This is a genomic window from Desulfocurvus vexinensis DSM 17965 (genome assembly GCF_000519125.1).
GTDB lineage: Bacteria > Desulfobacterota > Desulfovibrionia > Desulfovibrionales > Desulfovibrionaceae > Desulfocurvus > Desulfocurvus vexinensis.
In genome coordinates, this window is sequence record NZ_JAEX01000012.1 from 58,277 (window position 1) to 82,267 (window position 23,991).

The 23,991-nt window shown below is 68.3% G+C and carries 24 protein-coding genes and 1 other RNA gene; 2 read left to right on the forward strand and 23 right to left on the reverse strand.

Annotated features, from left to right (window positions below; translation table 11 throughout):
* Positions 1-72: 72 nt before the first annotated feature.
* The 20 genes from G495_RS0109750 to G495_RS0109840 all read right to left on the reverse strand — a co-directional run bounded on the left by G495_RS0109750 (position 73) and on the right by G495_RS0109840 (position 19,215).
* Positions 73-2,082 (reverse strand): methyl-accepting chemotaxis protein, encoded by a 2,010-nt coding sequence (locus G495_RS0109750; RefSeq protein ID WP_028587658.1) that lies wholly within the window; start codon positions 2,080-2,082, stop codon positions 73-75.
* A 21-nt stretch (positions 2,083-2,103) separates the two neighbouring features.
* Positions 2,104-2,574 (reverse strand): cytochrome c family protein, encoded by a 471-nt coding sequence (locus G495_RS0109755; RefSeq protein WP_028587659.1) that lies wholly within the window; start codon positions 2,572-2,574, stop codon positions 2,104-2,106.
* Positions 2,575-3,020: 446 nt separating this feature from the next.
* The gene (gene rny, locus G495_RS0109760; RefSeq protein WP_028587660.1) at positions 3,021-4,580 is read right to left on the reverse strand and encodes a ribonuclease Y; all 1,560 of its coding nucleotides are present in this window, start codon (positions 4,578-4,580) and stop codon (positions 3,021-3,023) included.
* 260 nt (positions 4,581-4,840) lie between these two features.
* A non-coding RNA gene (gene ssrS / locus G495_RS21065) (6S RNA) lies at positions 4,841-5,024 on the reverse strand.
* Between the two features lie 3 nt (positions 5,025-5,027).
* The gene (gene zapA, locus G495_RS0109765) at positions 5,028-5,309 is read right to left on the reverse strand and encodes a cell division protein ZapA (RefSeq protein ID WP_028587661.1); all 282 of its coding nucleotides are present in this window, start codon (positions 5,307-5,309) and stop codon (positions 5,028-5,030) included.
* Between the two features lie 16 nt (positions 5,310-5,325).
* Positions 5,326-5,556 (reverse strand): cell division protein ZapB, encoded by a 231-nt coding sequence (gene zapB, locus G495_RS0109770; protein ID WP_028587662.1) that lies wholly within the window; start codon positions 5,554-5,556, stop codon positions 5,326-5,328.
* A gap of 37 nt (positions 5,557-5,593) precedes the next feature.
* A complete protein-coding gene (gene glmU, locus G495_RS0109775; protein ID WP_028587663.1) occupies positions 5,594-6,964 on the reverse strand; it encodes a bifunctional UDP-N-acetylglucosamine diphosphorylase/glucosamine-1-phosphate N-acetyltransferase GlmU in 1,371 nt (456 codons plus the stop codon).
* 375 nt (positions 6,965-7,339) lie between these two features.
* Positions 7,340-7,765 (reverse strand): F0F1 ATP synthase subunit epsilon, encoded by a 426-nt coding sequence (locus G495_RS0109780; protein ID WP_028587664.1) that lies wholly within the window; start codon positions 7,763-7,765, stop codon positions 7,340-7,342.
* Between the two features lie 18 nt (positions 7,766-7,783).
* Positions 7,784-9,193, reverse strand: coding sequence for a F0F1 ATP synthase subunit beta (gene atpD, locus G495_RS0109785; protein ID WP_028587665.1), 1,410 nt, complete (start codon positions 9,191-9,193; stop codon positions 7,784-7,786).
* A 16-nt stretch (positions 9,194-9,209) separates the two neighbouring features.
* Positions 9,210-10,094 (reverse strand): F0F1 ATP synthase subunit gamma, encoded by an 885-nt coding sequence (locus G495_RS0109790; protein ID WP_028587666.1) that lies wholly within the window; start codon positions 10,092-10,094, stop codon positions 9,210-9,212.
* Positions 10,095-10,116: 22 nt separating this feature from the next.
* Complete coding sequence (atpA, locus tag G495_RS0109795; protein ID WP_028587667.1) at positions 10,117-11,625, reverse strand: F0F1 ATP synthase subunit alpha; 1,509 nt, start codon at positions 11,623-11,625, stop codon at positions 10,117-10,119.
* A 3-nt stretch (positions 11,626-11,628) separates the two neighbouring features.
* Positions 11,629-12,180, reverse strand: coding sequence for an ATP synthase F1 subunit delta (atpH, locus tag G495_RS0109800; RefSeq protein WP_028587668.1), 552 nt, complete (start codon positions 12,178-12,180; stop codon positions 11,629-11,631).
* Positions 12,177-12,692 carry a F0F1 ATP synthase subunit B gene (locus tag G495_RS0109805; RefSeq protein WP_051445253.1) on the reverse strand — a complete coding sequence of 172 codons (516 nt, stop codon included), beginning with the start codon at positions 12,690-12,692 and terminating at the stop codon, positions 12,177-12,179. The genes atpH and G495_RS0109805 overlap by 4 nt, the downstream gene beginning before the upstream one ends.
* Positions 12,693-12,821: 129 nt before the next feature.
* Positions 12,822-13,238, reverse strand: coding sequence for a F0F1 ATP synthase subunit B (locus tag G495_RS0109810; RefSeq protein ID WP_028587670.1), 417 nt, complete (start codon positions 13,236-13,238; stop codon positions 12,822-12,824).
* A gap of 139 nt (positions 13,239-13,377) precedes the next feature.
* The gene (locus tag G495_RS18555; protein WP_084458105.1) at positions 13,378-13,821 is read right to left on the reverse strand and encodes a bactofilin family protein; all 444 of its coding nucleotides are present in this window, start codon (positions 13,819-13,821) and stop codon (positions 13,378-13,380) included.
* 77 nt (positions 13,822-13,898) lie between these two features.
* Entirely contained in the window at positions 13,899-15,014 is a 1,116-nt protein-coding gene (gene rodA / locus G495_RS0109820; RefSeq protein WP_028587671.1) for a rod shape-determining protein RodA, read from the reverse strand.
* Positions 15,011-16,801, reverse strand: coding sequence for a penicillin-binding protein 2 (gene mrdA / locus G495_RS0109825; protein ID WP_028587672.1), 1,791 nt, complete (start codon positions 16,799-16,801; stop codon positions 15,011-15,013). The genes rodA and mrdA overlap by 4 nt, the downstream gene beginning before the upstream one ends.
* Positions 16,785-17,249 carry a hypothetical protein gene (locus tag G495_RS21725; RefSeq protein ID WP_051445248.1) on the reverse strand — a complete coding sequence of 155 codons (465 nt, stop codon included), beginning with the start codon at positions 17,247-17,249 and terminating at the stop codon, positions 16,785-16,787. Before G495_RS21725 ends, mrdA begins: the two co-directional genes overlap by 17 nt.
* Before the next feature lie 9 nt (positions 17,250-17,258).
* Positions 17,259-18,173 (reverse strand): rod shape-determining protein MreC, encoded by a 915-nt coding sequence (gene mreC / locus G495_RS18565; protein WP_051445249.1) that lies wholly within the window; start codon positions 18,171-18,173, stop codon positions 17,259-17,261.
* 1 nt (position 18,174) lies between these two features.
* Positions 18,175-19,215: a rod shape-determining protein gene (locus G495_RS0109840; RefSeq protein WP_028587673.1), complete on the reverse strand. Its 1,041-nt coding sequence runs from the start codon at positions 19,213-19,215 to the stop codon at positions 18,175-18,177.
* 156 nt (positions 19,216-19,371) lie between these two features.
* On the opposite strand from G495_RS0109840, the gene mnmL reads away from it, so the two are divergent.
* Positions 19,372-20,370, forward strand: coding sequence for a tRNA modification radical SAM protein MnmL/YtqA (mnmL, locus tag G495_RS18570; protein ID WP_051445250.1), 999 nt, complete (start codon positions 19,372-19,374; stop codon positions 20,368-20,370).
* 18 nt (positions 20,371-20,388) lie between these two features.
* Entirely contained in the window at positions 20,389-20,880 is a 492-nt protein-coding gene (locus G495_RS0109850) for a methylated-DNA--[protein]-cysteine S-methyltransferase (RefSeq protein WP_028587674.1), read from the forward strand.
* A gap of 328 nt (positions 20,881-21,208) precedes the next feature.
* Here the strand turns inward: G495_RS0109850 and G495_RS0109855 are convergent, their stop codons facing one another.
* From G495_RS0109855 to tyrS, 3 genes are all read right to left on the reverse strand, one after another.
* Positions 21,209-21,520 (reverse strand): hypothetical protein, encoded by a 312-nt coding sequence (locus tag G495_RS0109855; RefSeq protein WP_028587675.1) that lies wholly within the window; start codon positions 21,518-21,520, stop codon positions 21,209-21,211.
* A gap of 53 nt (positions 21,521-21,573) precedes the next feature.
* Complete coding sequence (locus G495_RS0109860) at positions 21,574-22,419, reverse strand: UbiA-like polyprenyltransferase (RefSeq protein ID WP_028587676.1); 846 nt, start codon at positions 22,417-22,419, stop codon at positions 21,574-21,576.
* Positions 22,420-22,547: 128 nt separating this feature from the next.
* Positions 22,548-23,804, reverse strand: coding sequence for a tyrosine--tRNA ligase (gene tyrS / locus G495_RS0109865; RefSeq protein ID WP_028587677.1), 1,257 nt, complete (start codon positions 23,802-23,804; stop codon positions 22,548-22,550).
* Positions 23,805-23,991: the final 187 nt, after the last annotated feature.

Consider the following 23,991-nt stretch of genomic DNA (forward strand, 5'->3'; position numbering starts at 1 on the left):
AGAAAACGGGTGGGGACACTTTCCAGTGTCCCCACCATAGCCCCTGGGGGCGTCCTGCGGCAAGGGGTTTGGCTATTCCTTGAACTTCTCCACCAGTCCCGAGAGCTTGCCGGCCATGTCGGCCACCTCCTGGATGGCGTCGTTGGCCTGGGCGATGCGCTGGCTGATGCCCTGGGACAGCTCGTTGATGCCGTTGACGTTCAGGTTGATCTCCTCGCTGGTGGACGACTGCTGCTCGGCGGCGGTGGCGATGGAGCGCACCATGTCGGCGATGGCGTCGGATTCGCTGACGATCTGCCCCAGCACGCGGCCCGCGTTCTCGGCCATGGTGCCGGTGTGCCCGGCGCGCTCGCGGGTGTTGCCCATTTCGGTCACGGCCTCGCGGGCGCTCTGCTGGATGGCGGTGATGGCCGCGTCCACCTCGCGGGTGGCGGTCATGGTCTTCTCGGCCAGCTTGCGCACCTCGTCGGCCACCACGGCGAAGCCCCGGCCCGCATCGCCCGCCCGCGCGGCTTCGATGGCCGCGTTGAGGGCCAAGAGGTTGGTCTGGTCGGCGATGTCGTTGATGACGCTCATCACCTGGCCGATGTTCTCGGCCTTGGTGGACAGGTCGGCCAAGCTCTGGGCCAGGGCCTCGATGGTCTGGGCCATGGCCCGGGTTTCCTCCACCGTGCGCCCGACCTCGGCGCCGCCTTCCTTGGCCACGGAGCTGGCGTTGTCCGAGGCGTCGGAGGCCTTGCCCGCGTTCTGGGCCACTTCGAGCACCGTGGCGTTCATCTCCTCCATGGCCGTGGCCACCTGGGCCGTCTGCCCGGCGGTGCGTTCCATGCCCGCCGTGACCTCGCGCATCTGCCCGGTGAGCTCGCCTGCGGCCTGGGAGAGCTGGGTGGCCACCTGGGTCACCTCGTTGGCCACCAGGAGCAGGTTCTCGCGCTGGGCGCGGATGCGCGCCTTGTCACGCTCCTCCTGGGTCAGGTCGATCATCATGCCGATGGCCCCGACGATGGCGCCGTGGGCGTCGCGCAGGGCCGAGATCTCGTAGTGCAGCGGGAACGTCACGCCGTCGGCGCGCACGTATTGCATCTGGCCGCTGCGGCTGCGCCCCGAGGCGATGACCCCGGCGGCGATGGCCTCGCCGCCGTCGGCAGGCAGCACCTGGGACACGGTGCGGCCCTCGAGCTCTTCCTTGGCCTTGCCCAGGATGTTGCGCATGGGCGCGTTGACGTAGGTGATGCGCTCGTCGTTGTCGGTGACGAACAGCGGGATGATGATGCCTTGGAGCACGCCGCGGTTGTATTCGAGCTGGTCCTGCACGGTCTTGACCATGGCCTTGAGGTTGCCGGCCAGGCTGGCCAGCTCGTCGCGCCCGCGGACCTCGAATTCGGCGGAGTAGTCGCCGCCGCGGATGCGGTCGCTGACCTGGGCGATGGTCACGATCTTGCTGATGACGATGCGCCGGATGAACAGGCCGAGCATGGCCAGCAGGAACAGCGCCCCGCCCGCCGAGATGAGCGCGGAGATGCGCTCGGAGGAGGTGACCTGCTCCATCTGGTGCGACACGTCCTGGAACAGGATCATGGAGCCCAGGATGGGCTGGGACGCGCCGTGGCAGTGGTGGCAGGTCTTTTCGTTGGGAATGGTGTCCACGGCCACGAAATACGGCGTGCCGTCGATCTTCAGGGTCCTGCCCGTGTGGGTGGGCGTGCGCAGGCTGCCCTGGAGCATGGTGGCGAAGCCGGGGTCGTCGTACAGGGCCACGAGGTCCTTGCGCAGGTCGTCCGGACGCGTGGAATAGGTGACGTTGCCCCGGAAGTTGGTCAGGTACACGGTCACGTCCGGGTAGTTGGCCGCGACCTTGTCGAGCTGCGCCGCCGTGCCCTTGTTGTCGCCGATGCGCATGGGCTCGGCGATGGCGCTGAGCAGGATGGACGAGGTCTTGACGGCGGAGACGTCGATGAGCTCGTTGGTGGAGTCGCGGTGCAGCGAGGAGACCGTGATGTTCAGGATCACGAAGGTCAGCACGGTGACCAGCGAGACCGGTATGATGATCTTCGCGCCGAGGGAGGCTCGAAGCAGGTTCATGACGCGTACCCCCGTGGCTTGCTAGTGGGCGCCGCCGTAGATGAGCGGCTTGAAGTTGAACGCGCCGACACGCTCCTCGTTGTGGCAGGAGGTGCAGTCGTCCATGGTCAGCTTGCGCTTGATGAGCTCAGGGTCGCCCTGCTCGGCATGCTCCGATCCGGGGCCGTGGCAGACCTCGCACCCGGCGTGGCCCATCTCGGGGGTCTGCTCGAAGCTGACGAAGCCCCCGGGGCGGCCATAGCCGGTGGTGTGGCAGCTGTAGCACTCCTGCACCTCTTGCGGGGTCAGGTCCGAGGCCATGATCTTGATGCTATGGTCGGAGTGGGATTTCTTGGCGTATTTGGTGAAGTTCTCGTATTGCTCCTCGTGGCATTCCCCGCACACGGCGGAGCCCACGTAGGTAGACTGCTCCTGCTGGGCCCCCACGCCCAGCGCAAGCCACAACACGGCCAGCACCGCACACCCGGCAGACACAAGAAACCGATTTTTCATGGTTTCCTCCCGCTTTGTTAGGCCTACAACCCTATTGCCTCATCCGTCCTTTTTGTCAAACCCTCAAAACCCCCGGCACGGCGAGGCCTCGCGCTGACAGTATTGTTAACGGTGTGTATTCAATCGGCAAAATCTGGGCATTTCTTTGGGGGGCGTGGCGGACTTTTTTGTGCTGGCGCCTGCGCGGCGCCGCGCGGGGCAAGGGGAAACCGGCTGGGGCGGCGGGGCGTCGCCCGGGGCCGGGGCAGAGCGTGGGCTGGCGCGGGCAGCAAGGGCGGCGCGGGGGCGGCAGGGGCGGGGCGGGCTGGCCGCCCGGAGCAGAGGCAAGGCTGGCCGGGCCCGCGGCAACGGTCGCCCGGGGCACCGCCGCCGCCCGGAGCCCGGCATGAAAAAGGCCGGGCAGGAAGCTCCTGCCCGGCCCCGGGAAGCGGCGAAGGGAGGGGCGGCTACTTGGCGTAGCCCACGGCGCGGCGCTCGCGGATCAGCGTCACGCGGATCTGACCCGGGTAGGTCAGGTTTTCCTCGATGCGCTTGGCGATGTCCTTGCACAGGATGTGCGTCTGGTCGTCGTCCACCTTGTCGGAATCGACCATGACGCGGATTTCGCGCCCGGCCTGGATGGCGTAGGCCTTGGACACGCCCTCGAAGCCGGTGGCGATGCCCTCGAGCTCCTCCAGGCGCTTGACGTAGTTCTCCAGCAGCTCCTTGCGGGCGCCGGGGCGGGCGCCGGACAGGCTGTCCGCCGCCTGCACCAGCACGGCCAGGGGCGTGGTGGGCGCGGTGTCCTCGTGGTGGGCGGCGATGGCGTGGATGATGTCCTTGCTCTCGCCGTACTTCTTGGCCAGGTCCGCGCCGATGAGGGCGTGGGGGCCTTCGACCTCGTGGTCCACGGCCTTGCCGATGTCGTGCAGCAGCCCGGCGCGCTTGGCCTTCTTCACGTCCAGGTTCAGCTCGGCGGCCATGATGCCGCACAGCGAGGCGACCTCCAGGGAGTGCTGGAGCACGTTCTGGGAGAAGCTCGTGCGGTACTGGAGCTGGCCCAGCAGGCGGATGATATCGGGGTGGATGCCGTGCACGCCCACGTCGAAGGTCGCCTGCTCGCCGATCTCGCGCAGCTTGACGTCCATCTCCTGCTCGACCTTCTTGACCACGTCCTCGATGCGCGCGGGGTGGATGCGCCCGTCGGAGATGAGCCGCTCCAGGGAGAGCTTGGCGATCTGGCGGCGCAGGGGCGAGAAGGCCGAGAGCACCACCGTCTCGGGGGTGTCGTCGATGATCAGGTCCACGCCGGTGGCGGCCTCCAGGGCGCGGATGTTGCGGCCCTCGCGGCCGATGATGCGGCCCTTCATGTCCTCGCTGGGCAGGGTCACGGTGGCCACGGTGTTCTCGCCCACGAAGTCGCCCGCGTAGCGCTGCACCGCCGAGGCCAGGATGTCCTTGGCCTTGCGGTCGGCGGTCTCCGAGGCCTCGACCTCGATCTGGCGGATCATCCGCGCCGCGTCGTGGCGCGTCTGGGACTCGATCTCGTCGAGCAGGCGGCGTCTGGCCTCCTCGGCGGTCAGGCCGGAAATTTCCTCGAGCTTGCGGCGCTGCTCCTCGGCCTGGCCTTCGAGCAGGGCCTCCTGCTCCGCGAGCTGACGCTCCTGGCGCGACAGGCGCTTTTCCAGGGCCACCAGCTCCGAGTCCTTCTGGTTCAGCTTCTCGACCTTGTTCTCCAGGCGCTCCTCGCGCTCCTGGGCCTTGGCCTCGCGGCGGCCCATTTCGCGTTCGCGGTCCTTGAACTCGGCCTGCATCTCGCGCTTGAGCTCCAGGATTTCGTCCTGGGCCTGGAGCATGTATTCCTTGCGCTCGGCCTGGGCGTCCTTGCGGGCTTCGTCGAGAATGCGGTCGGCGAGATCCTTGGCCCCTTCGAGCCGTTTGGAGGCGATGTACTGGTGCAGCAGATAGCCGCCGCCCGCGCCCGCGACCACTCCGGACAGGGCAATGAGAATGATTTCGACGCTCATGGCGCCCTCCCTTATAGACGACGGGCTGCCGCCTGCCCGTTGATGATCCGGCCTGGCCCCGACGCAAACGGGGCCCGCCTGCGGCGGTCTGTATAAAACGGGAGGCGTTGTTGCGAAGAAGTGGCCCGGCGCCGGAAGAGGGGGCGCCGAGGGGTCTGTTGCGCCGCCGGGGGGCGGCCAGAAGGCGAGGGCGAGGCCGGGCGTGGCGAGAGGTTGGTGTTCGGGGCCAATACGGGTTGAGGTTGTCGGGCTGCTATATGTGTGTCCCCGGGAGGCCGTGTCGCTGGCCGTCTTGAACCTTGCTTGCGCAAGGTGGGCGCCGCTGTGTCCGCCGTCAGGCTCCCCGCGATGCGGGTCTGCGCACGGGTGGACCGTCGAGTGGCTCCCGTTTGTGTCGTATCGGCTCAGAGACGGGCCAAACGATCACGCACGCCCCAGGGAAAGATGTCAAACGCCTGCCTGTGTGTCTTCCGCCTTCTCTATCCGCTCCGCAAGGCCTCCGAGGCGCTTTTCGAGCTCCGCGAGCCTCTTGGAGTTCTGCAACAGATCGTCCGCCAGCCCGAGGGCCAGGAACGTGAGCAACTTCTCCTTGCTCAACCGCCTGCCGTGTTGCGTCAGCTCCCTATATCGTTCTTCAAGCAGCTCCTTGGCCGCCTGGACACGCTCATGGTCCGCCTGGGCCTTGAAGGAAACCTCAAGTTCCAGGACGGAGAGGGTGTAGCTCGGCATGACAAGCTCCCGCAACTCAGGCGGTCTCGTCCTGCAGCTTCTGCAAGAGCCCGTCGATGCGCGCGAGCACTTCCTCCTTGGAGGCACGTTCACGTTCCAGGTCTTCGCGCAGGCGCCGGTTCTCGGCCATCAGGTCTTCCTGGCCGCGCTGCGCTTCCTCCCGCAAACGGGCGTTGTCCTCCTTGAGGGCTGCCACTCGCGTCAAAAGCGACTCGATCTTGCTTTCCAAACGACTCAGCATTTCCATACCCCGGAATTATCCTGTTCGCCTTTCGAAATCAATCTCATTTCCTGCGCGGCAGTTCGCGCTGGCGGGAGCGCTCCAGGGCCAGCATGTCGTCGCCCACGTCCTTGGTGATCACCGACCCGGCGCCCACCAGGGCCCGGTCGCCGATGCGCACCGGGGCCACCAGGGCCGTGTTGCTGCCGATGAAGGCGTCCTGGCCGATGACGGTCTGGTGCTTGTTCTTGCCGTCGTAGTTGCAGGTGATGGTGCCCGCGCCGATGTTGGCCCCGGCGCCCACCTGGGCATCGCCCAGGTAGCTCAGGTGCCCGGCCTTGGCCCCCGGGCCCAGGCGGGCCTTCTTCATCTCCACAAAATTGCCCACGCGCGCGCCCTGTTCGGTCACGGCCAGGGGCCGCAGCCGGGCGAAGGGCCCGATCTGGCAATCCGGGCCGACCTGGGCGCCCTCGATGTGGCAGAAGGGCCGCACCAGGGCCCCGGGGCCGATGTCGGAGTCCCTGATCCAGGTCTGGGCGCCCACGCTGGCCCCGGCGGCCACGCGGGTCGCGCCGAGGATCTCGCAAGGGCCGCTGATCTCGCAGCCCGGCTCCAGTACGGCGCGCGGGCCGACCACGGTGGTCCCGGGCTGGTGGATCATGACCCCGGCCTCCAGCAGGCCGTCCACGATGCGCGCGCGCAAAAGCTCCTCGGCCCGGGCCAGCTCGACGGGGCTGTTGACCCCCAGCAGCTGCGGGTCGGCCCCGGCGCGGACCCCGAGCACGGGCAGCCCGGCCCGGGCGGCCAGGTCCACCAGGTCGGTGATGTAGAACTCGCCGCTGGCGTTGCTGTTGTCCAGGCGCGACAGCAGCGGGCCCACGGCGGCCATGTCGAGCACGTAGATGCCGGAGTTGATCTCCCCGCTCTCGGGGCCGTGGGTCGTGGGGTCGTAGTCCTTGGCCTCGACGATGGCCGCCACGTCGCCGCCCGGGCCGCGCACCACGCGCCCGAAGGCCCCGGGGTCGGGCAGGTCCACGGTCAGGAAGGCCAGGGCCGGGCGCCGGGCCTGGAAGGCCTCGAGCAGCGCGGCCAGGGCCGCGCGCGGCACCAGGGGCGTGTCGCCGTTGACCACCAGCAGCGTGCCCACCCCCGCCTCGCCCAGGGCGGGCCAGGCCGTCTGCAGGGCGTGGCCCGTGCCGAGCTGGCGCTCCTGGACCACGAAGCCCGGAGTGCGCCCGGGGAAGGCCGCGCGCATCTGCTGCGCGCCGTGGCCGACCACGGTCCACACGGCGGCTTCGGGCACCAGCCCGTCCAGGGCCTGGTAGACGTACCAGACCATGGGTTCCCCCAGCAGGGTGTGCAGCACCTTGGGGCGCTCGGAGCGCATCCGGGTGCCCTTGCCTGCGGCCAGAATCAATGCGCCGGTGTGTTCCATGCCCGCCTCGTCCCTCCGGTCCTTGGGCGTCGTGCCCGTGGTGCAAACGGTACAAGGGCGTCTACCGTGGGCCGGGGCCTTTGTCCAGACCGGGGGCGGGCCGGGGCGGCGGGCAGGCGCCGCCCGCAGCGGCGGCAAAGCCGGGCCGGGCGCCCGGGCGGGGCCCGAAAAAGCGGGCCGCCCGCAGGCCGTGCCCCGGCAGTCGAGGCGGGGCACGGTCCGGGGGGCGGGAAAGGCAGGCTGCCCGGGCCGTGCGCCCGCGCCTGGGGCGGCGTTGGTCCGGGCCGGGGCGGGCCCGGGCCGGGGCGCGAAAAAAGGCAGGCTGCCCGGGGGCAGCCTGCCAGGGGGTAGAGGCGATGTCGATGCGGTGCGGGACTACATCTCGCAGGTCCCGGCGTCTTTGGCGCGGGAGCGGCAGCTCACGCGGGCCATGGCGCGGGCCAGGGCCGCCTGGACGCGGGCGTTGTCGATGTTTTCCTGCTGCTTGGCCAGCCGCTGCTCGGCGCGTTCGCGGGCCTTGCGGGCGCGCTCCACGTCGATCTCGGTGGCCTTTTCGGCGACTTCGGCCAGGATGGTCACCTTGTTGTCGGAAACCTCGGCGAAGCCGCCAGCGACGAAGACGAAGAACGTCTTGCCGCCAGACTTGTAGTAGAGGTTGCCCACCTGGAGGGCCGACAGGAAGGGGATGTGGCCCGGCAGGATGCCGAACTCACCCTCGTACCCCGGCGCGCCGACGTACTCCACAGGCTCGCTCAGCACGAGCCTGTCGGGGGTCACTATCTCAAGTTGCAGTTGGGCCATTGTGAGCCTCCCGGACGATTAAGCTGCGGACTTCTTGGCCTTCTCGATGGCCATGTCGATGTTGCCGACCATGTAGAAGTCGTTCTCAGCGAGGTCGTCGTGCTTGCCTTCGAGGATTTCGCGGAAGCCGCGGATGGTGTCCTCAAGGGTGACGTACTGGCCGGGGTGGCCGGTGAACACTTCCGCAACGTGGAAGGGCTGGGACAGGAACCGCTGGATGCGCCGCGCGCGGTGCACGATGAGCTTGTCCTCGTCGGAGAGCTCGTCCATGCCCAGAATGGCGATGATGTCCTGCAGGTCCTTGTACTTCTGGAGCACCTGCTGCACTTCGCGCGCGGTGTTGTAGTGGTCCGCGCCCAGGACGTTGGGGTCCAGGATGCGCGAGGTGGAGTCCAGCGGGTCCACCGCGGGGTAGATGCCCAGCTCGGCGATCTGGCGCGAGAGCACCAGGGTGCCGTCCAGGTGCGAGAAGGTCGTGGCCGGCGCGGGGTCGGTCAGGTCGTCCGCGGGCACGTACACGGCCTGCACGGACGTGATGGAGCCCTTGGTGGTGGAGGTGATGCGCTCCTGCAGGCCGCCGAGGTCGGTGCCCAGGGTGGGCTGGTAACCCACCGCCGAAGGCATGCGGCCGAGCAGCGCCGACACTTCGGAGCCCGCCTGGGTGAAGCGGAAGATGTTGTCAACGAACAGCAGCACGTCCTGGCCTTCCTCGTCGCGGAAGTATTCCGCGCAGGTCAGGGCGGTCAGGGCCACGCGGGCGCGGGCTCCCGGAGGCTCGTTCATCTGCCCGTAGATGAGCGCGGCCTTCTCCAGAACGCCAGCGTCCTTCATCTCGTGGTAGAGGTCGTTGCCCTCGCGGGTGCGCTCACCCACACCGGCGAACACGGAGATGCCGCCGTGCTGCTTGGCGATGTTGTTGATCATCTCCATGAGGATAACGGTCTTGCCCACGCCGGCGCCGCCGAACAGGCCCATCTTGCCGCCCTTGGGGAAGGGGATGAGCAGGTCCACGACCTTGATGCCGGTCTCCAGCACCTCGATCTTGGTGGACAGTTCGGTGAACTCGGGGGCCGGGCGGTGGATGGGCAGCATCTTGGCGGAGTCGATGGGGCCCAGTTCGTCCACGGGGCGGCCCACGACGTTCATGATGCGGCCCAGGGAGGCCTTGCCGGCGGGCACCAGGATGGGCTTGCCGGTGTTGCGCACTTCCATGCCGCGCACCAGACCCTCGGTGGCGTCCATGGCGATGCAGCGGCACAGGTTGTTGCCCAGGTGCTGCGCCACCTCGACCACCAGATCGGGGGCGTCGGTGTTGTTCGGGTTGGAGATCTCGAGGGCGGTCAGGATGTTGGGCAGCTGACCGGCCGGGAACTCGACGTCCACGACGGCGCCGATGACCTGGACCAATTTGCCATTTTGAGCACTCATTGCTTTCTACCCCTTATTAGCCTTTCAGCGCCTCGGCGCCGCCGACTATGTCCATGAGTTCCGTGGTGATGGCCGCCTGGCGGGTCTTGTTGAAGACCAGCGTCAGGGCGCCGACCATGTCGTCACAGGCCCGGGTCGCGTTGTCCATGGCGCTCATGCGGGCCGCATGCTCCGAGGCGGACGTGTCGAGCATGCCGCGGTAGAGCTGGACCTTGATGAAGCGCGGGAGCAGTTCCGCGAGCAGGCCTTCCACGCCGGGTTCGTATATGTATTCGCTGCTGGCGGCGGCGGCGGGCTCGGCGCCCTCGGCGGCCTCCTTGGCGATGGGCAGGATGGGCAACGTGGTCGCCACCTGCTTGGCCACGCTCACGAACTCGCCGTACACCAGGGTCACTTCGTCGAGGTCGCCCGCCAGGTAGGCGCGGATGATCTCCATGCCCACCTCGTTGGCCAGGGTGAAGTCGAAGCTGTTCAGCTCGCCCACCTTCTGCATGGCGATCTCGTAGGAGTCCATCTTGCGGATGGCGTCGCGGCCCTTCTTGCCGACGCAGTAGAACTTGACTTCCTTGCCCTCGGCCTTCTTGGCGGCAGCGAGCTTCGTGGCGTCCTTGATCAGGTTGCCGTTGAAGCTGCCGCACAGGCCGCGGTCGGAAGTGACCAGGACAATGGCCGAGGTTTTGATTTCCTCGCGCACGGCCAGCAGGGGATGGGCATCCCCGTCGGCACGTCCGGCCAGGTCGCCAAGCATCTCGTAGAACTTGTCCGCGTAGGGCCGGAACCGCTCGATGCGGCTCTGGGCGCTGCGCAGCTTCGCCGAGGCCACCATGTTCATGGCCTTGGTGATCTGCTTGGTCTTCTTGACGCCGACGATCTTTATTTGAACATCCTTCAGCGAAGGCATGGTTCATCCTCCTTCGCGGGGGTTAGGCCTGGAAGGTCTTCTTGAACTCTTCGATGGCCGCCCGCAGGCGCGCCTCGACGTCCGCGTCGATGACGGCCTTTTCCTTGATGTCCTTGAGCACGTCGGCCTTGGCGTTGCGCATGAACTCGAAGAACTCGGCCTCGAAGCGGCGGATGTTCTCCACGGCCACGTCGTCCATGTAGCCGCGGGTGGCGGCGAACATGGAGGCAACCTGCTCCTGCACGGGCTGGGGCTTGTACTGGGGCTGCTTGAGCAGCTCCACCAGGCGCGCGCCGCGGTCCAGCTTGGCCTTGGTGGCCTTGTCCAGGTCGGAGCCGAACTGGGCGAAGGCTGCCAGCTCGCGGTACTGGGCCATGTCCAGACGCATGGTGCCCGCGACCTGCTTCATGGCCTTGATCTGGGCCGCGCCGCCGACTCGGGACACCGACAGGCCCACGTTGATGGCGGGGCGCACGCCGGCGTTGAACAGGTTGGGCTCCAGGTAGACCTGGCCGTCGGTGATGGAGATAACGTTGGTCGGGATGTACGCCGACACGTCACCGGCCTGGGTCTCGATGATGGGCAGGGCGGTCAGGGAACCGGCGCCCAGGGAGTCGTTGACCTTGGCCGCGCGCTCCAGCAGGCGGGAGTGCAGGTAGAACACGTCGCCGGGGAAGGCTTCGCGTCCCGGGGGGCGGCGAAGCAGCAGCGACATCTGGCGGTACGCGGTGGCCTGCTTGGACAGGTCGTCGTAGATGATCAGCGCGTGCTTGCCGTTGTCGCGGTAGAACTCGCCGATGGTCGCGCCGGTGTACGCCGCGATGAACTGCAGCGGCGCGGGCTCGGAGGCCGTGGCGGAGATGATGGTGGTGTACTCCATGGCGCCGTGCTTCTTGAGCACGTCGGCCACCAGGGCGACGGAGGCCTTCTTCTGGCCGATGGCGACGTAGATGCAGTGGACGTCCGAATCCTTCTGGGCCAGGATGGCGTCGATGCACACGGCGGTCTTGCCGGTCTGGCGGTCGCCGATGATCAGCTCGCGCTGGCCGCGGCCGATGGGCGTCATGGCGTCGATGGCCTTCAGGCCCGTGTACATGGGCTGGTGCACCGACTTGCGCGCGATGATGCCGGGAGCCTTGAGCTCCACGGGGCGCAGATCCTTGGAGTCGATGGGCCCCAGGCCGTCGATGGGCTGGCCCAGGGGGTTGATGACGCGGCCCATGACCGCGTCGCCCACGGGCACGGAGAAGATCTTGCCGGTACGCTTGACCGGGTCGCCTTCCTTGATGCCGGTGTCGTCGCCCAGCAGGGCCACGCCGACGTTGTCCTCTTCGAGGTTGAGGGCCATGCCCATCAGGCCGCCGGGGAACTCCAGGAGCTCCATGGCCATGACGTTCTCGACGCCGTGGACGCGGGCGATGCCGTCACCGACATAGAGCACCGTGCCGGTCTCGGACATCTCCACCTTGGATTCGTAATTTTGGATCGAATCCTCAATGATTTTGCTAATTTCTTCAGCTTTGATCTGCATCGCCTACTCACCCCTTTTGATCTGTTCTTTCATTGCGTTCAGCTGAGCACGCAAGCTCGCGTCCAGAATTTTGTCCCCTACCTTGAGCACGACTCCGCCCAGGATGCCCGCGTCGGCGGAGAAATTGAGAACCAACTCCTTGCCCAGCTGGGCCGCGAGCTGTTTCTTCACGGCTTCCTGCCTGGCGTCCGGCAGCTCCACCGCCGTGACCAGCTCGCCGCGCACCACGCCCTTGGCCTGGTCGAGCAGCACGGCGTAGTAGGCTTCGATCTCCGGCAGCCAGGCCAGCCGCTTCTTGTCGGCCAGCAGGAAGCAGAAGTTCTTGATGGTGGGGCAGGGGTTCAGGGCCTCCAGAATCCTGCCTGTGATGGCTTTCTTCTCCTCGATGCTGAAGATGGGGTTGCGGAACAGCTTGAGCAGCTCCGTGTTGCCCTCCAGCACCTGGGTGAAAGCGGCCAGATCCTTGCCGTACGCCTCAAGCTCGGCATCGCCACGGCCTTGGCCGATGGCGAACAGCGCCCGGGCGTATCTGCGCGCAACGAGGTCAGCCGTCAATTGAGCACCACCTTTGTTAAGGAGTCGTTGATGAGCTTGTCGTGGTCCTCGGCGGAGAGCTTGCCGGCGAGGGCCTGCTTCGCGGCCTCGGCCACCATGTCGGCGATCTCGGCGCGCACGGTCTTCATGGCGGCCTTGCGCTCGTTGGCAGCCGTCAGGCGGGCCTGCTCCTTGATGCGCTCGGCGGCCTTGTTGGCGCCTTCGATGATGCTGGCCTTGAGGGCCTCGCCCTGGGCAACGCAGTCGGCGAGGATCTTCTCGCGCTCGGCGTTGATGCCCGCGATGCTGCGCTCGACGTCGGCCAGCTTCTTTTCGGCGTCCTTCTTGCGGGCCTCCAGATCGGAGAGCTGGGTCTCGATCTGCTTGCGCCGGCCGCCGAAAGCCTCGGCAATCTTCTTGCCGGCAAACTTGTAGATGATGCCGACGAAGATGATGAAGTTCACGACGCGCATGATGGTCGTGAAGGCGCTCTCGTGGGCCGCGCCTTCGGCCGCGCAGGCGACCGAAGCCATGGCCAGCACCAGAAGCGCTGCGGGGAAGAGACGTTTCAGGACTGTCAACGCGAAACCCTCCTTATCCAACCAGATGGTGACCAGAAAAAGCGGAGCGGAGCCAGGAAGCCGGCCCCGCCTTGCGACGTTCTACCCGAGTACCTTCGCGATGACCTTGTCCGCGAGGGTGCCGATGCGGCCCGCCAGGCCGGACTTGGCGGCCTGCATCTCGGACGCCACGGCCGCGCGCTCGGCCTTGAGGGTCTCGGCGGCCTCCTGGCCGGCGGCGGACAGGATCTCCTTCTCCTTCTCGGCCCCCTGGGCCTTGAGGGAGGAGCGCTTGTCGGCACCGGCCATGCGGGCCTCGTCCAGGGACTTGCGGTAGTTGGCGAGCTTCGTTTCGGCGTCGGCGACGAACTTCTCGGTGTCGCTGAGCAGACCGCCCATCACGCCCTTGCGCTGCCTGATGATCTCGCGGATGGGGGCGACCAGCAGGTAGTTCAGCACAATGAGCGTGATGATGAAGTTCACGAACTGCACGAAAAAGGTGTAGTCAAGATCAATCATGCTCGCCCTCGCGGAGGTTGTGAATTATTGAGCAAAGTCAAACGGGCTTTAGCTGATTTCCACCCCCCTGTCAAAGTTTTTTTCCCCTGGCGGGGGCGGGTGGAGCGGGCTGCCAACAGCCCGGAAAAGAACGAAAAAACTAGCGGAAAAGGCCGGTTTTCTGCGCCGGAGGCTCGGGCTTGTTACTTGTGGCACTATCTCCCTGGCCCGGCGCCGCGGCGCTGCCCGGCGCGGGGGCGGCGCCCTTCTTGATGCCCTTGCCGCCCATGGTGATCTGGCCCTCCAGCACGGCGCCCTCCTCGATGACCAGCACCGGGGAGCTCAGGCTGCCCACGACGTTGGCGGTCTTGTGCAGGATGATCTTGTCCTTGGCGTTGATCTCGCCCTGGAGCCTGCCGCTGATGATCAGCTGGCCGACGTTGACCGTCCCTTCCACGTTGGCGTCCTTGCCGATGACCAGGGTGCCCTGGGAGGCCACCTCGCCCTTGAAGGTGCCGTCGATGCGCACCGAGCCCTGGAAGTCGAGCCGACCCTGGTAGGTCGTGCCGGTGCCCAGGAAGGCGTTGATCTCGTCGCGTCCCATGAGTTGCTCCTTTCGCGCCGGGGGGCGGGCCCGCCGGACCGGCGCGCTGCTGTCCTGTGGCTGGCCGCGGCGGGCCCCTACGACCGCTTGAACACGAAGCGGCGCATGGACACGTTGATGACCACGCCGATGAGGCACAGGTTCACGACCATAGCGCTGCCGCCGTAGCTGATGAACGGCAGCGGGATGCCGACCACGGGCATCAGCCCGAGGACCATGCCCATGTTGATGAGAATCTGCCAGAAGAAATAAAAAAACACTCCGGCGGCGAGGTAGCTGCCGAAACGGTCCTTGGCCACGCTGGCCGTGACGAAGATTTGATACAGAAACATGCTGAAAAGTGAAAGTAAAATTATGGCGCCGATGAATCCCCACTCCTCGCCGAACACGGCGATGGCGAAGTCGGTGTGCTTCTCGGGCAGAAAGCGCAGCTGGCTCTGGGTGCCCGCCAGGTAGCCCTTGCCCCAGATCTGGCCCGAGCCGATGGCGATCTGCGACTGGTTGATATGGTAGCCCGAGCCCAGGGGGTCGGTGGAGGGGTCCAGGAAGGTCATGATGCGCCGTTTCTGGTAGTCGTGCAGGAAGAACCACGACAGGGGCAGCAGCAGCGGCCCGACCACCAGCAGCACCCGCAGCACGCCCTTGCGCAGCCCGCGGTAGAGGATCATGCCGCCAAGCAGCAGCAGCACCGACAGGCCTGACCCCAGGTCGGGCTGGATGATGATCAGCCCGGCGGGCACAAGGCCCACCAGCAGCACCAGGATCAGCTCGCCCCAGCCCATGGGCCGCGACCCGCGCGCGAGCAGCTTGGCCCCGATGAGCAGGATGCTGATCTTGGCGATCTCGCTGGGCTGGAGGTTGAAGAACCCCAGGTCCAGCCAGCGCTTGGCGCCGTAGATGGTCTTGCCGAACAGCGGCACGCAGAGCAGCAGCAGCACGGCCAGCACGAACAGCGGCCAGGCCAGGGTCTTCAGGTGCCGGTAGTCCAGGAACAGGAAGGCCACCATGCCCACCAGACCCATGGCCCCCCAGATGAGCTGCTTCTGGTAGAAGCTGCTCATGGTCTGCCCGGTTTCGACGCGAAATCCGCTGGCCGAGTAGAGGTTGACCACGCCCACGGCGAACAGCAGCGCCGCCAGCCCCAGAAGCGGCCAGTTGATGTGGTAGAGCATGCGCCGGTCGATGGGGCTCACCGCGTGGCCTCCCCGAAGAGGTAGTCGTACACCGAGGCCAGCATGGGCCCGGCCACGGACCCGCCGTGCCCGCCGTGCTCGACCATGCATACCGCCACATAGCGCTGGCCGTCCTTCTCGCCGAAGGAGGCCAGCCAGGCGTGGTCGCGCTCCTCGTAGGCCATCTCCTCGGTGGTTTCGCGCACATCGCCTTCCTTGAGCTTGAGCTTGACCACCTGGGCCGTGCCGGTCTTGCCGCCCATGACGGCGTCGCGCCGCTGCAGGCGCCGGGCCGTGCCCGATTTCACGGTCTCGACCATGGCGTCCACGATGAGCTTGCGCGTGCCTTCGCTCATGGGCAGGCGGCTCTGGGCCTCGGGGGCCTGGTCGGCCAGCAGCAGGGGCTTGTACAGTGTGCCGCCGTTGACCAGCGCGGACACGAAGCGCGCCACCTGGAGCGGAGTCACCAGGTTGAAGCCCTGGCCGATGGACATGTTGAGGTTGTCGCCGCCCACCCAGGGCTCGCCGAAGCGCCGCCGCTTCCAGTCCGGCGTGGGCACCAGCCCGCCTTTCTCGTGGGGCAGCTCGATGCCCGTGCGCTGGCCGAAGCCGCAGGCCATGGCGAAGGGCGCCATCTTGTCCACCCGCAGGCGCTCGCCCATGCTGTAGAAATACACGTCGCAGGACTGGACCTGGGCCTGCTGGTAGTTCACCGCGCCGTGGCCGTGCTTCTTCCAGCAGCGGAACACGCGCTTGCCCAACTGCACCTGGCCGCTGCAATAGACGGTCTCGCGGGGGTTGATGCCCGCCTCCAGGCCTGCGGCGCCGACCACCAGCTTGAACACCGAACCCGGCGGGAACATGCTCTGGATGACGCGGTTCTGCAGGGGGTGGCGAGGGTGGTCGCGCAGCGCCACCCACTGCTCGGTGGACAGCCCGGCCACGAACAGGTTGGCGTCGAAGGAGGGCATGCTGACGAAGGCCAGGATGCGTCCGGTGTCGGGGTCCATGACCACCACGGCCCCGGAGTGGCCGCCCATCTGCTCGGTGCAGCGGCGCTGCAGGCCCAGGTCGATGGACAAGCTGATGTCCTCGCCCGCGCCGGGTTCGCGCAGGACCATCTGGTTCAGCCTGCGCCCGGTGGCGTCCACCTCGACCTGGGTCAGGCCCTTGGCCCCGCGCAGGCGGCCTTCCAGCACCAGCTCCAGCCCGCCCTTGCCCACGTTGTCGCCCAGGGCCAGCCCGGAGTCCTTTTCCAGCTCCTCCTCGTTGGCTTCGGCCACGTAGCCCAGCACGTGGGAGAGCAGCTCGTCCTGCGGGTAGCGCCGCTTGGGGCGGACCACGATCTCCAGGCCCGGCCAGAACAGGGTGTTGGCCTCGATGTGGGCCAGGAGGTCGAAGGACAGGTCGGGCACCAGGATCAGGTGCTCGAAGGGCTTGACGCGGCGGCGGCCCTTCTCGAAGCGCTCGCGCAGTTCCGCCTGGGGGGTGCCGGTCCACTCGGCGATCTTGGCCAGGGTGGCGTCCAGGTCACGCACGTCCTCGCGCACCAGGCCCAGGGCGTAGGCGGGCTCGTTCACGGCCACCAGCTCGCCGGTTCTGTCGCGTACCAGGCCGCGCGGGGCGAAGCTGGCCTCCTGGCGCAGCTGGTTGTCGCGGGCCTTGGCCGCGAAGTGCTCGCCCTTGTAGACCTGCAGGTACCAAAAGCGCAGGGCGAAGACGCAGAACAGCCCCCAGATGCACACCTGGAGCAGGAGCAGGCCCGTGGCCGGGGGGGCCTGGCCCTCGGGCTCAAACTGCGACGACACTGCGCACCTGCCGCACGTAGAAGGTGTACAGGACGGCCCAGCCCACAGGGAAGGCCACGGCCTGCTGCACGCTGTCCCAGGCCAGGGTCTGCTGGTCCAGGGCCAGGCCCTGGAGCACGCCCATGCCGCTTTGCAGCGCGAAGTGCCAGCCGCCCATGAACACGCCGATGAAGAACACGAAAAGCACGTTGCGCGACTCGAACAGCCAGCGCCCGAGGACGAAGAAGACCACCAGCCCCGCATACCACAGGATCATATTGCCGAAGCTCGCGCTGCCCATGCCCTCCTGGAGCAGGATCCAGCACGGCAGCAGCCAGGTGAGCTGGCGCAGCCTGCGCTCCTGGAGCAGCACCACCACCGCCGGGCCGAAGGCGTCCAGCCCGGGCAGGGCCCGCTGGATCCAGACTGCGGCCACCGTGTAGGCCAGCCACCACAGGAAGACGTGCATGGCCGCCCCCTACTGCGCCCCGGCGGCGGGGGGGGGCGTCGGGGCGGGCAGAGGCGCCGGAGCCGGCTGCTCCGCCGGGGCGGGCTGCGCGCCGGGCTGCTCCGGCTGGGCCTCGGGCAGCAGCAGCAGCACCTCCTCCAGGTCGCGCAGATCCACCAGCGGCTCGGCGAGTACGGTGAGAAAGAGCGAGATGTCCGACCGCTCCACGGCTACCACCCGGGCCGCAGGCAGGCCTTTGGGGTGGATCTGCGCCAGGCCGGAGGTGATGAGGATCTCGCCGACCTCCAGGGTGGCGTTGAGCGGCACGTAGCGGACCTCCAGGGGTCTGCCCGGGCCCTGGCCGGTGAGGATGCCCGCGGTGCGGTTGGTGCGCCCCAGCACGGGCACCTTGCTGTTGTGGTCGGTGATGAGCAGCACCGTGGAGACGCTGAGCCCGGCGCGCAGCACGCGCCCGACTAGCCCGTCGGGCGTGGCCACGGGCGTGTTCACGTCGATGCCGCCCAGGGTGCCCTTGTCGATGATGATGCTTTCGAGCACGGCGTTGGGGCCCATGCGGTGGGCCATGACCCGCGCCCCGATCCCGTCCCATTCCTCGGGGGGCGCGAACGACAAAAGCCGCCGCAGCCTGTGGACTTCGGCGGCCTGCTCGTGGACCTGGGCCAGCTCCAGGGTCATGCTGTCCAGGCGCGTGCGCAGGGCGTCGTTCTCCTGGCGCAGGTCCAGCAGGTAGAGGTAGCGTTTCCACAACGCCTGGGTCTGGTCCGCCACCCACTGGCCCGGCTTGATGACAAGCCCGACGAATTCCAGGCCCGAACGGCTGGCCACGTCGTCCAGAACGCCGGTGCGGGCGTTCCACGCATACAGGCTGAGATAGAGGAACAGCGCGAGGAGGAGGATGGCGACGACGCCCTTCTTGGAGCGCATCCTAGTCTATCGTGACCTCCTTGAGCACATCCAGGTTGTCCAGGGCCTTGCCGGACCCCAGGACCACCGTGGACAGGGGGTCGTCAACGACGGTGATCGGCAGGCCGGTTTCCTCGCGCAGCAGCTGGTCCAGCCCCTTGAGCAGGGCGCCGCCGCCGGTGAGCACGATGCCGCGGTCCACGATGTCGGCGGCCAGCTCGGGCGGGGTCTGCTCCAGGGCGATGCGGCAGGCCTGGACGATGGCGTCCACCTGCTCGGAAATGGCCTTGCGCACCTCCTCGGAGGTGATGGTGATGTTCTGCGGGATGCCCGAAACCAGGTCGCGGCCCTTGACGGACATCTCGGTCTCGTTGTCCGAGGGGTAGGCGCTGCCGGCCTGGATCTTGATGGACTCCGCCGTGGATTCACCGATGAGCATGTTGTACTTGCGCTTGACGTGCTGCATGATGGCTTCGTCCATCTTGTCGCCGCCGACGCGCACGGACTTGGAGTACACCACGCCCGACAGGGAGATGACCGCCACCTCGGTGGTGCCGCCGCCGATGTCCACCACCATGTTGGAGGTGGGTTCGGTGATGGGCAGGTTGGCGCCGATGGCCGCGGCCATGGGCTCCTCGATGAGGTAGACCTCGCGCGCGCCCGCGCTCTCGGCGCTTTCCTTCACCGCGCGCTTTTCCACCTGGGTGATGCCCGTGGGCACGCAGATGATGATCCTCGGGCGCACCAGGCGGCGCGAGTTGTGGACCTTCATGATGAAATACTTGAGCATCTCCTGGGTCACGTCGAAGTCGGCGATGACGCCGTCCTTCATGGGGCGGATGGCCATGATGTTGGCGGGGGTGCGCCCGAGCATCTGCTTGGCCTCGTTGCCCACGGCCAGCACCTTGCGCCCGCCGCGGTTGTCCTGCTTCACGGCCACGACGCTGGGCTCGCGCAGCACGATGCCCTGGCCCTTGACGTAGACGCAGGTGTTGGCCGTCCCCAGGTCTATGGCGAGGTCGTTGGAGAAGAATCCAAGAACCGTATCGATAATTCTGGACATGGACGCTCTCTTGGGTCAACCCGGTGGTGCGGCGCGGAGGGAAAAAAACGGGCCTGACACCCGGAAGCGGTGCGCCGCCGTTCAATGGGGGTGATATACAAACCCCTTCCATCAGGCAAGGTTTCGCAAGAAATTAAAAAACGCCAGTGAAACCAAGTGCTCAGATATTACGCCCTTTCCGCCTATTTTCGCCAGCGCTTCGGCTGCCGGGTGGGCAAGGTGCCGCTGGACGCGGGAGCGACCTGCCCCAACCGTGACGGCACCCTGTCCACCGGGGGCTGCGCCTTCTGCAACGAGCGCGGCTCGGGCACCGGGCGCCACGGCGCCGGGGCCGGGCTGCGCGCGCAGTGGGACGCCTGGCGCGCGGCGGGCGGCGCGCGCGGGCCGCGGCGCCACCTGGGCTACCTGCAATCGTTCACCAACACCTACGGCCCCGCCGCGCGCGTACGCGCCGTGCTGGAGGAGGCCGCGGCCTTGCCCGGGCTGGCGGGCCTGTGCGTGGGCACCCGGCCCGACTGCCTGGACGACGAGAAGGCGCGCATCCTGGCCGGGCTGCCCGTGGGCGAGCTGTGGCTGGACCTGGGGTTGCAGTCGGCGCGCGACGCGACCCTGGAGCGCGTGAACCGGGGCCACACCGTGGCCGATTTCGTCCGCGCCGTGGAGCTGTGCCACCGCCACGGCCTCAAGGTCTGCGCGCACCTCATGGCCGGGCTGCCCGGCGAGGAGCCCCCGGCCCTGCTGGGGGGCGTGGCCCTGCTGAACGGGCTGCCCGTGGCCGGGGTCAAGCTGCACAACCTGCTGGTCTGCCGGGGGGCGCCCCTGGCGGCGGCTTGGCGGCGCGGCGAGCTGCGGCCCCTGGAGCGCGCGCAGTACGCGGACCTCGTGGCCCGCGCCCTGGCGGCGCTGCGCCCCGATGTGGTCGTGCACCGCCTGGCGGCGGACCCGGCGCCCGGCGAACTGCTGGCCCCGGCCTGGGCCGCGCGCAAGGCCGAAACCCTGGCCGCCGTGGCCAGCGCCCTGGAGGCGGCGGACCTGTGGCAGGGGAAAGCCCTGGACCCCGGCGCCCCGGTTCCGCTATGGTTCGACCCGGGCGCGAGCCCGCCCCCCTCCCTGGCCCCCCGGGCCGCAGCGCCGGACGCCACGCCCCGGGCGTGACGGCAAGGAGTTCCGCCCATGCGCATTGCCGACAAGACCGAACTGCTGGTGGCCTGGCCCCTGGGCCTGGAACTGTCGTGGCTCAACGGCGTGCTGTTGGGCTGCCGGGTGCGCCACGCCGCAGGGCTGGTGCCCACGGGCACCACGGCGGCGGGGCGCAGCCTGCTGGCGGCCCTGGAGCGCTACGTGGGCGGGCAGCCCACGGTCTGGCCCCGGGTGCCCATGGAGCTGCACGGCCTGCCGGAATTCACCCGCCGGGTGCTGCTGACCCTGCGCGACCAGGTGCCCCACGGCGCCACCACGACCTACGGCGAACTGGCCGCCCTGGCGGGCAGCCCCGGCGCGGCCCGGGCCGTGGGCCAGATCATGGCCCGCAACTCCTGGCCGCTGCTGGTGCCCTGCCACCGCGTGCTGGGCGCGGACGGCGCCCTGACCGGCTTTTCTGCCGAGGGTGGGCTGGACCTGAAGCGCCTGCTGCTGGAGATCGAGGGCGCCGTGCTGCCGGCCTGAGGCGCGGCGGGCCCGGCAAACATCCCCGCCCTGCTCCCGGCCCGGACCAGGGGCCCGCGCGGTCCGTGCGGTCCGTGCCGCCCGCAGTGGGCGGCTCTGGCTGACGGCTGCAAAATGCCTTTTCCCGGGCCGTGCAAAAACGGCGGGACACAAGGCGTGAAAAAATCCAAACCCTCGCGCAGGCCCTGCTACGCGAGGGTTTGGATTTTTCGAGCACCACAGCGGCCCGCCATGTGGGGGCGGCCTGTCAGGGCGCACGCCAGCCCTGCGGGCCGCGCCGCGCGCCTGGCGACACCCCCGGCCCGCCCCGGGCGCGCCCGGCGTGCCCCTAGGCTGCGGAGCCGCCCGTGCGCAGGGCCTCGCGGGCCGGGGCGCCCAGGTCGCCGGAGTCGGCGGCCTCGGCGCGCGCCTGGGCCCACAGCCCGTGGTCCGCATAGTATTCCAGCACCGCGCGCAGCCGCGCGATCTCCGCCCGGGCCCCGGCCAGCTCGTGGCAGACCCCGGGCACCCACTCCAGCAGCAGCCGCCCGGCCTCCACCTCGCCCTCGGCCTCCTCGTCGATGAGCAGGGTCATCAGCGTCTCGGCGTCGGCCTGCATGGCCTCCAGCTCCGCGTCCGTCAGTCTGGGTAATTCTTCCATGTCCGCGCTCCCGGCATCCCGGCCTTGCGCCCGGCCCGCAGGCCGGGACGGTTCTAGATCCACATCCCCAGCAGCACCCCGGCCAGCACCGCCACGCCCACCACGCCGTTGAGCGTGAAGAACGTCAGGTTCACCCGGCGCATGTCGTCGGGGCGAAACAGCATGTGCTCGAAGACCAGGATGCCCGACACCAGCGCCCACACGATCCACCAGCCCCAGCCCAGCCCGGCCAGGGCCCCGGCCAGGCCCAGCAGGATGGCCGTGTTGACGTGGCACATCCACGACACGGCCAGGGCCGTGGGCAGCCCCGCGTCGGCGGGCAGCGAGTGCAGCCCCTGGGCGCGGTCGAACTCCACGTCCTGGCAGGCGTAGAGGATGTCGAAGCCCGCCACCCAGAAGGTCACGGCGAAGAACAGCAGCCAGGCCGTCACCGTGAACTGTGCCGTCACGCCCAGCCACGCCGCCACCGGCGCCAGCCCCAGGGTCGCCCCGAGCACGAAATGGCACAGCGGGGTGAAGCGCTTGGTGTAGCTGTACAGCGCCCCCAGCCCCAGGGCAACGGGCGAGAGCAGCAGGCACAGCCGGTTCAGCCCCGCGCAGGCCAGCACGAAAACCAGCGCCGCGCCCGCCGTGAACACCCAGGCCTGGCGCACGGACACCGCGCCGGTGACCAGCTCGCGGCCCTGGGTGCGCGGGTTCTGCGCGTCGAAGGGCAGGTCCGCCAAGCGGTTCACGGCCATGGCGAAGGAGCGCATGGCCACCATGGCCACGGTGATGAGCACGAAGGGCACCACGCCCGGCCAGCCGCCCGCCGCCAGGACCATGCCGCAATAGGCGAAAGGCAGGGCGAACACCGAATGCTCGATCTTGATCATCCGCAGCAGGGCCGGGACGTGCATGGCGCCTCCGTGGCGGGCGGGCGGGGCTTCTTGCCGAAACTCCCCGCCGCACAAGGGAATTAGAGTTCCGTTGGAAAAAATCTCAAAAAAATCAAGGCCCGGGACGGCGCCGCCCCGGGCCCCGCAGGCTAGCGCAGCGTCACCAGGCCCCAGTGCTTCTTGCCCTTGCGCACCAGAAGCACCTCGCCGTGCAGGAAGTCCCCCGCGCCGGGGGTGAACAGCTGGTCGGCCACGGGCTGCATGTTCACACGCACGGCCCCGGCCTCGATGTCCTTGCGGGCCGCGCCCTTGGACTTGCACAGCCCCAGGTCCACCAGGATCTGCGCCAGGGGCGGCAGCTCCGCAGCCGCATAGGCCACCTGCGGCGCCGAGCCCAGCGCCGCGCGCAGGGTCGGGGCGTCCGCCCCGGCGGGGTCGCCCGCGCCGAAGAGCACCTCCACGGCGGTCTCGATCTTGGCCAGCTCGTCCGCGCCGTGGACCATGGCCGTCATCTCGGCGGCCAGGGCCCGCTGGGCCTCGCGCAGCTGCGGGGCCTCGGCCACCCGCGCGGCCAGGGCCGCGATCTCCTCCTGGCCCTTGAACGTGAACACCTTGAGCAGCTTGACCACGTCGCGGTCGTCCACGTTGACCCAGTACTGGTAGAAATCCCAGGGCGAGGTCAGGCTCGGGTCCATGTAGATGGCGCCCTTCTCGGACTTGCCGAACTTGGCGCCGCTGGCGGTGGTCAGCAGCGGGAAGGTCAGGGCGTAGGCCTGGCCCCCGGCCTTCTTGCGCACCAGTTCCGTGCCCGCCGTGATGTTGCCCCACTGGTCCGACCCGCCGATCTGCAAGCGGCAGTCGTGGGCGCGGTACAGGAACTCGAAATCCATGGCCTGGAGAATCTGGTAGCTGAACTCCGTGAAGGAGATGCCCACCTCGTCGCGCTCGATGCGCTGGCGCACCGACTCCTTGGCCATCATGGCGTTGACCGTGAAATGCTTGCCCACGTCGCGCAGGAATTCGACGATGGTCATGCCGCTGGTCCAGTCGTAGTTGTTGACCACGCGGGTGTCGCTGCCGAACAGGGCGTGGACCTGGCCCCGGATGTTCTCGATGTTGGCCTCGATGGTCTCATAGGCCAGCAGCTGGCGCTCCTGATCCTTGCCCGAAGGGTCGCCGATGCGTCCCGTGGCGCCGCCCATGAGCACGATGGGGTCATGCCCCGCACGCTTGAAGCGCAACAGCGCCAGCAGCGGCACCATGTTGCCGATGTGCAGGCTTTTGGCCGTGGGGTCGAAGCCGCAATACAGCGCGCGGCCCGGGGTCTCGAAATGCTTGCGCAGGCCGTCCTCGTCGGAGACCTGGAAAATCAGGCCGCGCCACTTGAGTTCGTCGATGATGTTCATTGCTCGTCCTTTGTGTCGTTATGGCCGGGCCTCGCTGGGGCGCGGCCCCGGCCCCCGCCAGGGGGCGCTGCCCCCTGGACCCCCGCCAGGGGCCAATGGCCCCTGGACCCCGCTCGCCGTTCCGGTCCCGCGCGGCGAAGCGCCGCGCGGGACCGGAACGGGGGGCCAAGGGGAGGCTTCTGGTTGC